The sequence below is a fragment of the Chryseobacterium sp. GP-SGM7 genome (assembly GCF_049166575.1).
GTDB lineage: Bacteria > Bacteroidota > Bacteroidia > Flavobacteriales > Weeksellaceae > Chryseobacterium.
The window spans coordinates 1033291-1047461 of sequence record NZ_JBMHFF010000001.1 but is presented as its reverse complement, the minus strand read 5'-3'; the positions used below and the strand labels follow the sequence as shown (position 1 = coordinate 1047461).

12 protein-coding genes are annotated in these 14171 nt (G+C 33.8%); 6 read left to right on the top strand and 6 right to left on the bottom strand.

What is annotated here, in order from left to right; all coding sequences use genetic code 11:
* Positions 1 to 31: 31 nt before the first annotated feature.
* Entirely contained in the window at positions 32 to 1540 is a 1509-nt protein-coding gene (locus tag ACOOWA_RS04615) for an APC family permease (protein WP_421373545.1), read from the bottom strand.
* Between the two features lie 165 nt (positions 1541 to 1705).
* Between ACOOWA_RS04615 and pnuC the strand changes: the two genes are divergently transcribed.
* The 5 genes from pnuC (at position 1706) to ACOOWA_RS04590 (ending at position 7574) form a co-directional block, all read left to right on the top strand.
* Positions 1706 to 2380 (top strand): nicotinamide riboside transporter PnuC, encoded by a 675-nt coding sequence (gene pnuC, locus ACOOWA_RS04610; protein WP_421373542.1) that lies wholly within the window; start codon positions 1706 to 1708, stop codon positions 2378 to 2380.
* Positions 2377 to 2973, top strand: a complete 597-nt coding sequence (locus ACOOWA_RS04605) for a hypothetical protein (RefSeq protein WP_421373540.1) — start codon at positions 2377 to 2379, stop codon at positions 2971 to 2973. The genes pnuC and ACOOWA_RS04605 overlap by 4 nt, the downstream gene beginning before the upstream one ends.
* Positions 2974 to 3073: 100 nt before the next feature.
* Positions 3074 to 3844 carry a diaminopimelate epimerase gene (gene dapF, locus ACOOWA_RS04600; RefSeq protein ID WP_421374650.1) on the top strand — a complete coding sequence of 257 codons (771 nt, stop codon included), beginning with the start codon at positions 3074 to 3076 and terminating at the stop codon, positions 3842 to 3844.
* A 32-nt stretch (positions 3845 to 3876) separates the two neighbouring features.
* Positions 3877 to 4902, top strand: a complete 1026-nt coding sequence (gene mltG / locus ACOOWA_RS04595; RefSeq protein WP_421373538.1) for an endolytic transglycosylase MltG — start codon at positions 3877 to 3879, stop codon at positions 4900 to 4902.
* A gap of 167 nt (positions 4903 to 5069) precedes the next feature.
* Positions 5070 to 7574 carry a TonB-dependent receptor domain-containing protein gene (locus ACOOWA_RS04590; protein ID WP_421373537.1) on the top strand — a complete coding sequence of 835 codons (2505 nt, stop codon included), beginning with the start codon at positions 5070 to 5072 and terminating at the stop codon, positions 7572 to 7574.
* 53 nt (positions 7575 to 7627) lie between these two features.
* On the opposite strand, the gene ACOOWA_RS04585 is transcribed toward ACOOWA_RS04590, so the two are convergent.
* From ACOOWA_RS04585 to ACOOWA_RS04570, 4 genes are read right to left on the bottom strand one after another with little or no spacing between them, the layout of a single operon-like run.
* Complete coding sequence (locus ACOOWA_RS04585; RefSeq protein ID WP_421373535.1) at positions 7628 to 8068, bottom strand: adenylyltransferase/cytidyltransferase family protein; 441 nt, start codon at positions 8066 to 8068, stop codon at positions 7628 to 7630.
* A gap of 18 nt (positions 8069 to 8086) precedes the next feature.
* Positions 8087 to 9109, bottom strand: coding sequence for a UDP-glucose 4-epimerase GalE (gene galE, locus ACOOWA_RS04580; RefSeq protein ID WP_421373533.1), 1023 nt, complete (start codon positions 9107 to 9109; stop codon positions 8087 to 8089).
* 16 nt (positions 9110 to 9125) lie between these two features.
* A complete protein-coding gene (locus ACOOWA_RS04575) occupies positions 9126 to 9545 on the bottom strand; it encodes a hypothetical protein (RefSeq protein WP_421373531.1) in 420 nt (139 codons plus the stop codon).
* A gap of 4 nt (positions 9546 to 9549) precedes the next feature.
* Complete coding sequence (locus ACOOWA_RS04570; RefSeq protein ID WP_421373529.1) at positions 9550 to 10674, bottom strand: DegT/DnrJ/EryC1/StrS family aminotransferase; 1125 nt, start codon at positions 10672 to 10674, stop codon at positions 9550 to 9552.
* Positions 10675 to 10835: 161 nt separating this feature from the next.
* Between ACOOWA_RS04570 and ACOOWA_RS04565 the strand changes: the two genes are divergently transcribed.
* On the top strand, positions 10836 to 12437 hold the full coding sequence (locus ACOOWA_RS04565) for a S8 family peptidase (RefSeq protein WP_421373526.1): 1602 nt from the start codon (positions 10836 to 10838) through the stop codon (positions 12435 to 12437).
* Positions 12438 to 12442: 5 nt separating this feature from the next.
* Here ACOOWA_RS04565 and ACOOWA_RS04560 read toward each other — a convergent pair whose 3' ends face one another.
* The gene (locus ACOOWA_RS04560; RefSeq protein WP_421373523.1) at positions 12443 to 14089 is read right to left on the bottom strand and encodes an alpha/beta fold hydrolase; all 1647 of its coding nucleotides are present in this window, start codon (positions 14087 to 14089) and stop codon (positions 12443 to 12445) included.
* Positions 14090 to 14171 lie beyond the last annotated feature (82 nt).

Sequence of the window (14171 nt, the reverse complement as noted above, 5' to 3'; positions counted from 1 at the left end):
TCTGTGGATTTTAAAAGTTTATATTTACAGTTTATTTTTCGATAAACTCATCGTAACCTCCTTGGTTTAGAACACTGTTTTGCTTACCATATAAGAAGTAAATCAAAAGTCCTAAAGCTAGCCAACCGATCGCCATGTAAATTGCACTCGGCTCTAAGTTAATAATCAGATAAATATTGATCAAAATCCCTAAAGATGCAACAACAGGAAGCATAGGTGTTTTGAAGCCTCTTTTCAATTCTGGTTTTTTCACTCTTAATAACCAAACAGCAAAACAAACCATTGTGAATGCGAATAATGTCCCGAAACTACACATATGAACCAAAGTACTGATTGGCGTAAGCGCAGCAACTGTAGCCACAATAAGCCCCACTAAAATAGTATTTTTATAAGGTGTTTTTCTTACAGGGTGAATTTCTTTGAACATCCCTGGAAGAAGTCCGTCTTTAGCCATTCCCAAGAAAATTCTCGACTGACCCAACATCATTACCAATAATACAGAAATTAAACCGATTGTTGCAGCAACAGTAATCAAAATAACTGCCCAATCCATTCCCGTAGCTTTTTCAAATGCAATTGCAACTGGCGCCGTTAACGCATCCGGAATTGTACCAAAATCTTTGTAATTCATCATTCCCGTAAGAACCAATGACATCAAAATATATAATGCGGTACAAACCAATAATGAAGTAATAATCGCAAATGGAATATCTTTTCTGGGATTTTTGGCTTCTGCAGCTTGTGTAGAAACCGCATCAAAACCAATATATGCAAAGAAAACCGCAGCGGCACCGGCGATAATTCCGTTAAAACCATAAGCTGCACCCATTTTTCCGTCTGACTGAAGAATCATTTTTTCGTCCGGAATGAATGGTGTAAGATTATCCATATTAATGAAAAGCGCACCTACAACAATTACGAAAACAACTACTGATGTTTTTAAAATAACTATCATATTGTTTGCTCCTGCAGCTTCTTTAGTACCTTTTACCAGGATTGCAGTTACAACTAAAACAATAATAAAAGCCGGCAGATTGAATGCAAAACCGGGCTCTGTTAAACCATGCGAAACCGCATATTGTTTTGCTGTAGAAAAATCATTAGTAAGATAATATGGTAACTCTACATTGATAATTTTGAGAAACTTATTAAAATATCCAGACCACGAAACCGCAACTGTCATTGATCCCATTGCATATTCCAAAACAAGACCCCAACCAATTAACCAAGCGAAAACTTCGCCTACCGTTCCGTATGCATAAGCATAAGCCGAACCTTCAACAGGCAATAAAGCAGCAAATTCTGCATAGCATAACGCCGCAAAAATACAAGCAATACCTGCAACTACAAAAGAAAGTGCCAAAGCAGGACCTGCATGATAATATGCTCCTGTTCCGGTTAATACAAAAATTCCTCCGCCGATAATTGCTCCGATACCAATTGCCGTCAAACTCCACTTACCGAGCACCCTTTTGAGTTCGCTCTTTTTCATATCAGCTTCATAAGCTCCCAGTGGTTTAGTTTTCCAAATATTAGACATATTTTTTTATTTATTAAAGATTTACGAAAATATAAAAATTTTAGAGACCTTAACATTTATTGATAGCTTTTCGTCAATTTATTTTAATTTTAAATTATAAAAAACTGATTTCCACTTTGTTTAACGCATTTTACAGTACTGTATATTTTATCTATTTTTGAAGCCATGAATTTATATGATCTTTTCATACAACCGTATGAAACCTATACAAATTTTCAAATTCTGCTGGAAGCCTCCGCAACAGTTTTCGGGATTCTCAGTGTTTATTTTTCTATAGTAAAAAATATTTGGGTATACCCTACCGGAATCATTTCTACATTAATTTATGTTTACATTCTTTTCAATTTCGGGCTACTGGGAGATTGTATGATTAATGTATATTACACCATCATGAGTATTTACGGCTGGATCTTATGGCACAAAAACTCTGAAGATCACATTCATGTTAATGTAACGTATGCGACAAATAAAGAATGGCTGTATTCTGGTTTATTGTTTGTCTGCAGCATTATCCTTGTTACAGTTATTTATTATTACAAACCCTATATAGACAATCAGTTTTCTATGAAAGATACCAGTTTGGGTTTAGGTCATTTAGACTGGGCAAACTGGCTTGATGTTTTTACAACTTCTACATTTTTGGTAGGAATGTGGTTAATGGCTAAAAGACGCATCGACAACTGGATTTTCTGGATTATTGGTGATCTGATATGCATACCGATGTTTATTTATAAAGGTCTAGGAATCACTTCGGTTCAATATTTGGTATTTACAGTAATGGCTGTGATTGGATATTTCAGCTGGAAAAAAAGTTTTAAAGAAAATACAGTAAAGACATGAAAAATTTAATAAAAATAGGATTTGGAATCTTCATCGGTATAAGCATGACTTCATGTGCAGCTTACGGTGGAAACTATGCCACTTACGGAGATCCTTATTATGACAATGGATATTATTATGCACCACAAGCTTATTATGGAACCGGAGGATATTATGGAAATGACGGATATTACTACAGAAATGATATGAGATACTATTATGATAATGGTGCACCGTATTATTATGGGGATAACAGAACGAAAGTATATGTTCAAAGAAGAAGTGGAGTTACCGGAAATACAGGTTTTAGAAATAACAATACCACTCCGAGAAACAGCAATAACAACGGAGGTTTTAGAAACAATACTTCTGTAAACCCGGGTAACAACAATAGTGGTTTCAGAAATAATACACGAAGCAATACGCAGCAACCATCTGGAAATAGCAACAGCGGTTTCAGAAATAATACACGAAACAATACACAACAAGTACCGCAAAATAACAACAGTGGATTCCGAAATAATAATTCTAGCGGAAATACAACGCAGCAAGCACCACAAAATAACAGTCAGCCCCGTCAGAATAGCGAAAACCGTTCCGGAGGTTTCAGATAATAGATAAGTATTCTAAATAAAGAAACGAGCAGCAAAAACCTGTTCGTTTTTTGTGTAAAATAAAGTAATTTTGCAGGTTAATTTAAGAGAAACAGAAAGTATGGAATTTTATAAATATCAAGGTACAGGAAACGATTTTGTGATGATCGATAACCGTTCCGGAGAGTGGAATAATTTATCAATTCAAAACATTCAAAAACTATGTGACCGCCGTTTCGGGATTGGTGCAGATGGTTTAATTAAGATCAATGCAGCAGAAAATGTAGATTTCGAAGTTGATTATTACAATTCAGACGGTTCTAAAAGCTTTTGTGGAAACGGAGCGCGCTGTTCGGTTGCTTTTGCGCATTTTCTTTCAATTTTTAAAGATAATAAAACAGTTTTCAACGCTATTGACGGACTTCACGAAGCCGAAATCAAAGATGGTATTGTAAAACTAAAAATGGGTGATGTGAAAAACATTTCGAATGATGGAAACGATTCAGTTCTTGATACCGGTTCACCCCATTATGTAAAATATGTTGAAGACATTGCTGATTACAAAGTTTTCGCAGAAGGAAACAGCATCAGAAATTCTGAAAATTATAAAGAAAAAGGCATCAACGTAAATTTTGTGGAAAATATTTCTGATGACGAAATTTTTGTAAGAACCTATGAACGAGGTGTTGAAGACGAAACTTTTAGTTGTGGAACCGGAGTTACTGCATCTGCTTTAACTTTTCTGCAAAAAACCAATCTAACCTCTGTAAAAGTTAAAACGTTGGGCGGAAACCTTAAAGTGTATGCAGAAAAAAATGGAGAATCTTTCCATGAAATCTGGCTTGAAGGTCCTGCTAAACAGGTTTTCAGCGGTAAGGTTGATCTTATTTAAAAAAAACAAAAAACTTTTAATCTATTGTAATAATGAAAAAAGCAATTCTCATTATCGTACTTCTTATTCTTGCTGTGGCAGGATTTTTTGGTTTAAAATTCTACAATAAATATTATGGGAACAACGTATCAAAAGATGGGTATGTTTTAATTCCTCATGGCGCAAAATTCACTCAGATTTTAGATTCTATTACGCCTTACATTGATAATAAAGAATCGTTTATTGAAGTGGCGAAAGATAAAAATATGGATGAATATTTCAAACCGGGTCGTTATCATTTTACAAAAGGTGCAAATAACACAAGTTTGGTAAATATGATCAAAGCAGGAAATCAAAGTGAAAACTCATTCAGAATCGGTGATTTCGGAGATATTTATCAGATGGTGGGGAAAGTAAGCAAAAAAACGGAGCTTGATTCTCTGAAATTTGTAAATGATCTGGATAAAATAGCTTCAGAAAAAGGATATAAAAATGCTGAAGATCTTAAAAAATATTTCTTTATTGATACTTACAACTTTTTCTGGACGGTTACTCCACAGGAATTTTTTAAAAAATTTGAAGATCAGTATAACGCATTCTGGACTTCAGAAAGAAAAGCAAAAGAGAAACAATCTGGTTTAACAAGAGATCAAATTTATGCTTTGGCATCTATCGTTTATAAAGAGTCAGGCGGGAAACCTGATGAAATGAAGACGATTGCAGGGTTATATCTAAACCGTTTTAAAAAAGGAATGAAATTACAATCAGATCCCACGGTCATTTATGCAATTAACAAACAGACAAACTTCAAAGAATCAATCAAAAGAGTTTTGTTTAAACATCTTATAACTCCATCACCCTATAATACTTACGCCCATGCAGGAATTCCTCCGGGACCGATCTGTGTGGTTGATAAAAATTCGGTAGATGCAGTTTTAAGCCCCGATCAAAACAATTACATTTTTATGTGTGCAGATCCTGCGAAATTTGGTTATCACAAGTTTACAGACAGTGCAGAACAACATGTAATTAATGCGAAAGCTTACCAGGATTGGTTGAATTCAAAAAATATCAAATAATAAATAATTTTAACTTTAATTTAACAAATTAATAATTAACAAATCGCTTTCAAAAGCGACCTATCTATTAAAAACATTAAACGAATCGTGAAACTGTGGTATTACAGCTTTTAATAATTTCATAAAATTAAAACCTTTTTATTGCAGTTTTATCTAAAGAATACCTTATGAATCAGACGGAAATAATCAGTATTTTCACAAAGAAAACCTTAGGACTCACCTTTGTACTTTCGGCAGCGGCTTTTGCTTTTGCTCAGGAAAAAGTGGGGATTTCGGGAACGGTAGTTGATAAAAGCAATCAACCTGTACCTTATGCATCTGTAACATTCAGCAACAAAGAAAATAAACTTTTCAGTGATGCAACACTTACCGATGAAAAAGGAAGCTACAAACTAGATCTTACTCCCGGTAACTATGATATTACTGTGGAAGCAATTGACTATAAAAAAAGCGTCCTGAACAAACAAATTACAAAACCCGGAAGCGTTGGCGCACTTTCTATTGAAGCTGAAGCTGTAAGTACCAATCTGAAAACCCAGGATATTCAAGGTGTTACCATTACTGTAGCTCAAAAACCTTATAAAGTAGAGCTAGACAAAAGAACATATGATCCTTCTCAGGATATTGTAAGTAAAGGTGGAAGTCTTCAGGATGTATTATCAAATGTACCTTCAGTTTCTGTGGATACTGACGGAACTGTTTCGATGAGAGGTAGCTCAAATGTAAGATTCTTAATTAACGGTAAACCTTCTGCCCTTCTTGGAATTGATGACGGAGCCAATGCTTTACAAAGTATTCCCGCAGATCAGATTGAAAGAATTGAGGTGATTACCAATCCATCATCAAAATTTGAGGCAAGCGGAACTGCCGGTATTTTAAATATAATTCTAAAGAAAACGAAAAAAACAGGTTTCAACGGGAGCGTTATCGGGACTTTGGGATATTTACCTCAAACCAATTTAAATACTAATTTAAGCTGGAGAAAAGGGAATCTTACGTGGTTCTTAAATGGCGGCGGCGGATATCGTGAATCTAAAAATACGAATAGAAACAATGCTACATTTTTCAATCCGACAAACGGAGGAAGATCACAAACTGACCAGGAATCTATTACTAAAAATAAAAACAGTAATTACAACGTTTCTTCAGGAATAGTGTATGATATTTCTGATAAAACTTCGGTCAATGCATCCGGAACAGTCAGAACTTTCGAAAGCGACAATATTGGAAACATTACTTATGATTATCGTTTTCTGAATGCTCCCGGATTATTTACACAAAGAATAAATACAGGATCTAACAACAATCTAGCCTTTCAGGGAGATTTTGGGTTAGATCACAAATTTAATGATAAAGGTCAGAACCTTTCATTATCATTAAGTTTACAAAGCAACAGATCTTTTAATGATACAGACGTCAACCAGGTTACCAATAATATCTTCGAACTTCAGAACTCGATCAGTCAAAACACTAGAAATAAAACGGTAGTTGGTAAAGCTGATTATGAACTTCCAATCGGAGAAAATTCCAAAGTTGAAGCAGGTTACAGAATAGACATCAATAATAATAATTATGACAATGATGTTTTGGAACGTTATGCATCTAATGTAGACTTCCATTATCTAAACAACTTTACATACAATGCAAATTATGAGGAAATTTTTAATGCAGGATATGTACAGTTTAAAAGTAAAATCGGTAAATTAGGATATCAAGTTGGAGTAAGAAACGAATATTCTAATGTTAATATTAAATATTCTAACCTAAATGCAGATTCAGACAATATCGATAGCAAAAAAAGATATAACAATCTTTTTCCAACCGTATTTCTGAGCTACGAAATCGCAAAAGACAATCAGTTTTTGCTTAATTATTCAAGAAGAATTGACAGACCAAGATCATGGTTTTTAATTCCAAACCCAAGTTACACAGATAATCAGAATATCTTTGAAGGAAATATAGATTTAAATCCTTCTTATGTAGATTCTTACGAACTTGGATACAGTATTTCTAAAGGTAAATTTACCATTAACCCAACTTTATATTACAAGCATTCTACTGATGATGTAAAAATGCTGGTATATTCTGACAACGGAGTTTTTAAAACCAAACCCATAAATTTAGGAAATAATGACAGCTATGGTTTAGATTTAAACTTTAACTGGGATGCTACAAAATGGTTGAAATTTTTAGGAAATGTAGATTTATTCGGATATAATTCGACTGGAATTTACAGTGGACCTGAACTTGCCGGAAAAGAACCCATGTCTTTTGAAGGGAAAGGTTTCTCAACAAGAGCAAGACTGACTTCTACCTTTAAAGTTGATAAAACATTCAGCTTTCAGTTACAAGGTTTCTATAGAGGTGCTCAAAAAACAGCTAACCAGGATAGAAATGATATGTATGCGCTGAATTTTGGCGCATCAAAAACAATCTGGAAAGGAGACGGAACTTTGTCATTCAACATTCAGGATATTTTTAATACCCGTGCTATGAGAAGTACCACCAACAATGCCGAATTTATGAGAGAATCTTATATGCAGTGGCAACCGAGACAGTTTGCAGTATCTTTAACCTACAGATTTAAACAAGGCGAGAAGATTGAACAACCCAAACGTAAGAAAGATATTAACTCTAATGCTACAGGAGACGATCAAGGCGGACCTATGTAGTATTAATATTTCATCATAAAAAAATCCCGAAAATTATTTTTTCGGGATTTTTCTTATTTTACTAAATTTTTTGCAGCTTCTGCTTCGTAGATTCTTTTTCTGAGGTCGCTTGAGGAAAATCTGTGATCCCTCTTGTTATAAAAAATCTCAATTCCTTTTTCTTCGCAGTATTTCTTACCGGTAAAATCTCTGTCTAAATAATCGTCCCCGATAATTCTTACGTCAATGACAAAAGATTTCAGAATATCCTCCAAATCTTCTTCTGTATAATAAGGTATGATCTCATCTACAGCATTTACAGCTTTCAGCTGAATGTATCTTTCTACAATAGTTTGTGTAGGTTTATTTTTAGTCGGGCGATCATGTGAAGGATCGATCTGTAAACCGACAATCAGGTAATCACAAACAGTTTTTGCTTCTTCCAACATTTTGATGTGACCTGCGTGCAGAAGATCAAATGAAGAAAATGTGATCCCTATTCTCTCGTTTTTCATGTGTTATGTTTATAAAGTTTAATTTTTTCTTGATTCTAAATATTTCTGCCATTCCCAGACAGTTTTTAATGATTCTTCTAAAGAAGTTTCAGATTTCCAATTCAAATTCTGTTCCGCTTTGTCAGCATTGGCGTAAGCAACGGTAATATCACCTTCTCTTCTTTCGCAAATTTGGTATGGTACAGCAACTTCGTTTGCCATTTCAAAAGCTTTAACAACCTCTAAGACAGATGAACCTTTTCCCGTTCCTAAGTTGAAAATATCTACAACGACTTCTTCTGAACTATTATTTATTAAATTTTTCAAAGCTGCAACGTGAGCTTTTGCCAAATCTACCACATAAATATAATCTCGAACTGCAGTTCCGTCTTCTGTAGGATAGTCATTTCCCCAAATACTCAGTTTCTCGCGAATTCCTGCAGCAGTCTGCATTACGTAAGGCACCAAATTATTCGGTACACCAATCGGCAATTCTCCCAACAAAGCGGAAGGATGCGCTCCGATCGGATTAAAATATCTCAAAAGACTCACCTTTCTTTTATATCCCTGAGCAAAATCTTTTAAGATCTCCTCTCCCATCTGTTTTGTTTTTCCGTAAACACTTTCCGGCATTTTCAGCGGAGTATTTTCGTCAATAGGCATTTCATCTGCCTGTCCGTAAACTGTACAAGATGAACTGAAGATAAAGTTAGAAATATTTCTTGATTTAAATTCCTGAAGAATATTGATTAAAGAAAAAAGATTATTTTCGTAATAATCAACCGGTTTTTCCTGACTTTCTCCAACCGCTTTATAAGCAGCAAAATTAATGCAGCCATCAATCTGATGTGCATCAAAAACCTGCGTAAGAAGTTCTTTTCTTTTTAAATCAAAAGGATAAAAAACAGGTCTCTTACCTGTAATTTCCTCAATATTATATAGGATAAATTTTTCTGAATTTGATAAATCATCAACTATGATAACTTCAAATCCATTATTAATTAGTTCTACAACTGTGTGTGAACCGATATATCCAAGACCGCCTGTAACGAGTATTGCCATTTTTTAATTATATTTTTTAATCATTTCGTGTACCTATTTCTTCTACATCTTCATATTCTACTTTTAAAACTTTAAACTTATTAACAATAAAAAGTGAAGCTAATATAAAAAAAACACCCATAACCATTCCGTTTGTACCTTGATCGTAAGTTCTGTAAGCAATAAAATAAGTGATTAGTTCAAATAACGTAAAACAAAGTAACAAAATAAGATGAATGTTAGTAAGTAAAATACCTTTTCTATTTTTTACAATAAGAAAATAAGACTGAAATAATGATAAAATCAAAATAAGAGATATTAAAATTAAACCTAAAAAATCAATTCCATCATTTATCCTAACAACAATCGCCATTAAATATAGTATTGCCGAAAAAATGGTAAACATTAAGCTAACGACATATACAATTTTTTTAGAAAATACCTTTTTATCTTTCATTAATTTATCCCATAAACTCCAACACAGCATCCGTAATATACTTCAACTGTTCCTCATCCAGTTCTGTATGCATCGGAAGAGAAATTACCTGGTCTAAAAGTTTATCTGTATTTACAAAATCTGCATCATTGCTTTCCTGATAATAGGCTTTTTGCTTTCTTAAAGCAACAGGATAATAAATCATTGCAGGAATTTCCTTTTCAGTAAGGAATTTCTGTAAATCATTACGTTTTCCGTTTAAGATTCTTAAAGTATACTGATGAAATACGTGCGTTGAATATTCTGCTCTTTTTGGTGTTAAAATATTTTCATTTCCGGCAAAAGCTTCATCATAATAATCTGCTGCTTTTCTTCTTGCATCATTGTAAGAATCAAGATTCGGAAGTTTTTTTCTTAAGATGGCAGCCTGAATACTATCTAATCTTGAATTCACTCCCACTTCATCATGATAATATCTTTCGTACATTCCGTGGTTTACAATTCCTCGTAAACGGTGTGCCAATTCATCATTATTAGTGAAAATTGCTCCACCATCTCCGTAACAGCCTAAATTTTTAGATGGAAAAAAAGAAGTAGTTCCCACTGTAGACATGGTTCCTGCATGTCTTACTTCACCGCTTGAAAAAGTATACTGAGAACCGATTGCCTGTGCATTGTCTTCTACAACAAATAAATTATGCTCTTCAGCAATTTTTAAAATCTCCTCCATATTCGCACATTGTCCGAAAATATGTACCGGAATAATTGCTTTTGTTTTTGGAGTAATTGCTTTTTTTATCGCTTCAGTAGAAATTGTGAATGTATCATAATCAACGTCTACCAAAACAGATTTTAATTTTAATAAATGAATAACTTCTACGGTTGCTGCAAAAGTGAAATCAGCTGTGATAATTTCGTCACCTTCCTGCAAATCCAAAGCCATTAAAGCGATCTGTAGAGCATCAGTTCCGTTTGCACAAGGAATTACGTGTTTTACATCGAGATAAGTTTCCATTTCGTTCTGGAAAGATTTTACTTCAGGTCCGTTGATAAAAGCAGCAGAATCCATTACATTTAAAACTGCATTGTCTACATCATTTTTTATTTTGTAATACTGACTTTGCAAGTCAACCATCTGAATCTTTTTCATAAAATTTTTATTTTTTTAAGTTTTTCTACCGCTTTTATTTGTTGATTTTTAATTTTTCAAACTGAGCGATTTCTTAAACGAATATTTTCGTAAAAATAAGGAATTTAAAGTGCTATCAAAAATTTTATTGATTTTGTTTTATCTTTATACAAAATTATGAGATGAAAAAACTTTTACTCTTTTGTTTTTTAGCCGGTTACTCTATTGCTTTTGCGCAGACTGAGCTTGTTTTTGTTTATTTTACGGGAAAACCAAATAAAGCTGCATTTTATGCAAATCCGCTTTTGGAATTGACTCAAAAGTCGTTAAACAGACGTACTGCATTAGGAATTGCCTTAAATGACCAAGATGCTCCCATCGAGCAAACCTATATTCAGAATTTACAAAATTTAGGATTCACGATCACAGATTATTCAAAATGGCTGAATGGCGTTGCTGTAAATGTGAATCAGGCGCAGGTAAATATCATCAAAGCACAACCTTTTGTACAATCGGTTGAAAGTTTTGCTAAAAATTCTTCATTGGTTTTAAAAACCAGCCAAACCAATAAATGGGCAGATTTTGAATCAGCTCAAAAAAACATGACCGTTTTTGATTACGGATCTGGTTCAGCACAAATTGATCAGATTAATTTAAGACCACTTCATCTTGCCGGTTTTACAGGAACAGGAGTAACAATTGCCGTTATCGATACCGGATTCCCTACTGTGAATACAGGTTCGGCATTTGCAAGATTATGGACCAACAGTAAAATAAAAGGAGGTTACGATTTTGTTTCAAAAGGAACAGATATCTACAATACATCATTAAATAATCACGGAACTGTTGTTTTGGGTGCAATTGGAGGTTATATTGCCAATACTTTTGTAGGTTCTGCTCCCGATGCAGATTTTTATCTTTACAGAAGTGAAACAACAACTGCAGAAATTCCCGAAGAAGAATTATATTGGATTGAAGCCGCCGAAGAAGCCGACAGAAAAGGTGTTGATATCATCACCACTTCTTTAGGTTACAATAATTTTGATGATCCGAAATACAGCTATACTTACGCCGATATGAACGGCACAAAATCTTTTATTGCAAGAGCAAGTGAAATTGCTGTCAATAAAGGAATTTTCGTTCTAATTGCTGCCGGAAATTCTGGTGAAGTTCCGTGGCATTATATCACAACTCCGGGTGATAATGTAAAAGTTTTCACGATTGGTTCGGTTGATTCTGCCGGAAATTCGTCCGGGTTTTCTTCGTATGGTCCCAATTCTTTGGGAATGATAAAACCGGACGCAAGTACAAGAGGAAGTGCTTCGACAACAGTGGATAATAATTCTACCATTTCAGTTTCCGGAACTTCAATTGCAACACCGATTGCTGCAGGTGGAGTTGCTTGTTTAATACAGGCTTTTCCGGGGATGAACAGAGATTTGATGAGAACAAACCTGAGACAAACCGCATCTCTATTTCCTTCTCATACAGATCAAATGGGTTATGGTATTCTGAATTTTGGAAATTTCTATAATTCTACATTAAATACTTCAGAGCTCGTAAAAAAGAAAACCTTTGCAATCTTCCCAAATCCCGTAAAAAACATCCTGAATATTGCCACAGCAGAACAGATAAATTCAGTAGAAGTTTTTGATAATTTAGGAAGACTTATTTTAAAATCTGCTCAAAAATCCATCAAAGTTGAAGATTTTTCTAAAGGAACTTATTATTTAAAAATCCAGACAAAAGATAAAGTCTACTACGAGAAATTTATAAAAGAGTAATCTGATTATTTCTTCAAAAAATCTAAAATATCCTGATTGAGCTGTTCTGCATTTTCAAAAGGAATCATGTGTGTAGCGTCTTTATAGATTTTCAATTCGGAATTGGGCATTTGCTTCGCCATAAATTCGGTATGTTCTCTTGTGATGACATCTTTTTCTCCGGCGATTACCAAAACTTTATTCTGAATTTTATTTAACTGTTTCTCTGTAATTTTTGGTTCTTTCAGCATGAGTTTTAATAATCTGGTTTCATTGAAATTCTCCGGTTTATTTTGAAGCTGTGAAACTTTATACTTAATCGTAAAATTATCAATCAGATTCTGATCAACTCCTTCCGGGAAGGCATTTGCTCCGATTGTAATTAATTTATTTAAGCTTTCGGGATATTTTATGGCAAATTCCAACCCCGTATTTCCGCCATCGCTCCAACCTGCAATACTGATCTTTTGTAAACCTAAATAATTCGCTAAAGCTTTTACATCATCAGCAAAAATCTTATAATTGAAGTCTTTTTTGGTTGTATCCGTACTTTTTCCCTGCGCTCTTGTATCCATCACAATCACTTTATATTGCTTTGCAAGAACCGGAATCTGCTGATAAAAATCTTTTATACTTCCCGAGTTTCCATGCAGTAAAAACAGGGGTTCGCCTTCACCATAAACTTCATAATAAAGGTGGGCATCTTTTAAGTTTAAAAATTTTCCCACTTGATTATTTTTTCCGTAAATCTCTTTATTCGATTCTTCCACATATTTACTAACGTCTCCGAAATCATAGGCAAGAGCTTTGTCATCAAATTCTTCCTGTTTATTATCATCTTTAGCATTTTTATCCACTTTCACATCAATATTTATGGCGGGAGCGGCAATACTCATTTTTTGCCAATCTCCATAAAATTTTCTCAAATAACCTGTTCTGAAAAGTGCCGCACTGATGTTTAATCTACCTTCAAATTCTTTCAAAAACTGGATTCCAACAAAAAACTTTCCCTGAACCCAGATATTTTTATCATTCACATCCAGCGTAAAAGTCTGGTCTACAATTTTATCTTTCGTTAATTCTACCGTAATTTCTTCATCCAGAATACTTTCATTGGGGAAACCATTTTTTTCATTATAAATCGTGTATCTCATCACAACAGGTCGGTCTGCTGTAATACTTGCTATATTAAGATTGATGTTTCTGATTTTTGATTTCTTACTCGCTTTAAATTCTAAAGCTGTTTCTCCCAAAAAATCTTCTTTTTTAAAAGCCGGATTGACAGAATACATCACAGATTTTGTCTTTGTATTCACACCCCAGTTTTTATCAACTAATTTCTTAGGTTTTAATTGAACTTCCCGAATATTTTTAACTTTTTCTTTCAGATAAATCTTTTGAGAACTTTGTTTGATAAAATCTGATATATTTTCTGTAAAGGTTTCGTACCCTGCAACTTCAACTTTAATTTTATTTGAAATTTTTGCTTTGGAAAGATCAATCGTGAAATTCCCTTTCTCGTCGGTTATTTCCCCTGTATTTTCTTTTTCTATACCAATTTTAGCATAAGGAATCGGCAAATTTTCATCTTTGGAAAAAATAGTTCCCGAAATAGTTTGAGAATAGTAAAAACCGGCTGTAAGAAGTAATGACAAAAGATTGAGTTTTTTCATGATTATAATTTGAAGCAAAAATCAAGATTATCAGTATAAAACGCTCTTAAAATCCTATTAAATTTAAAACAGAAATCGTTAA

Coding starts and splice junctions, on each gene's coding strand:
- ACOOWA_RS04560 (WP_421373523.1), bottom strand. CDS start 14,089: ATGAAAAAACTCAATCTTTTGTCATTACTTCTTACAGCCGGTTTTTAC.
- ACOOWA_RS04565 (WP_421373526.1), top strand. CDS start 10,836: ATGAAAAAACTTTTACTCTTTTGTTTTTTAGCCGGTTACTCTATTGCT.
- ACOOWA_RS04570 (WP_421373529.1), bottom strand. CDS start 10,674: ATGAAAAAGATTCAGATGGTTGACTTGCAAAGTCAGTATTACAAAATA.
- ACOOWA_RS04585 (WP_421373535.1), bottom strand. CDS start 8,068: ATGAAAAACGAGAGAATAGGGATCACATTTTCTTCATTTGATCTTCTG.
- pnuC (WP_421373542.1), top strand. CDS start 1,706: ATGAATTTATATGATCTTTTCATACAACCGTATGAAACCTATACAAAT.
- galE (WP_421373533.1), bottom strand. CDS start 9,109: ATGGCAATACTCGTTACAGGCGGTCTTGGATATATCGGTTCACACACA.
- dapF (WP_421374650.1), top strand. CDS start 3,074: ATGGAATTTTATAAATATCAAGGTACAGGAAACGATTTTGTGATGATC.
- ACOOWA_RS04615 (WP_421373545.1), bottom strand. CDS start 1,540: ATGTCTAATATTTGGAAAACTAAACCACTGGGAGCTTATGAAGCTGAT.
- ACOOWA_RS04575 (WP_421373531.1), bottom strand. CDS start 9,545: ATGAAAGATAAAAAGGTATTTTCTAAAAAAATTGTATATGTCGTTAGC.
- ACOOWA_RS04605 (WP_421373540.1), top strand. CDS start 2,377: ATGAAAAATTTAATAAAAATAGGATTTGGAATCTTCATCGGTATAAGC.
- mltG (WP_421373538.1), top strand. CDS start 3,877: ATGAAAAAAGCAATTCTCATTATCGTACTTCTTATTCTTGCTGTGGCA.
- ACOOWA_RS04590 (WP_421373537.1), top strand. CDS start 5,070: ATGAATCAGACGGAAATAATCAGTATTTTCACAAAGAAAACCTTAGGA.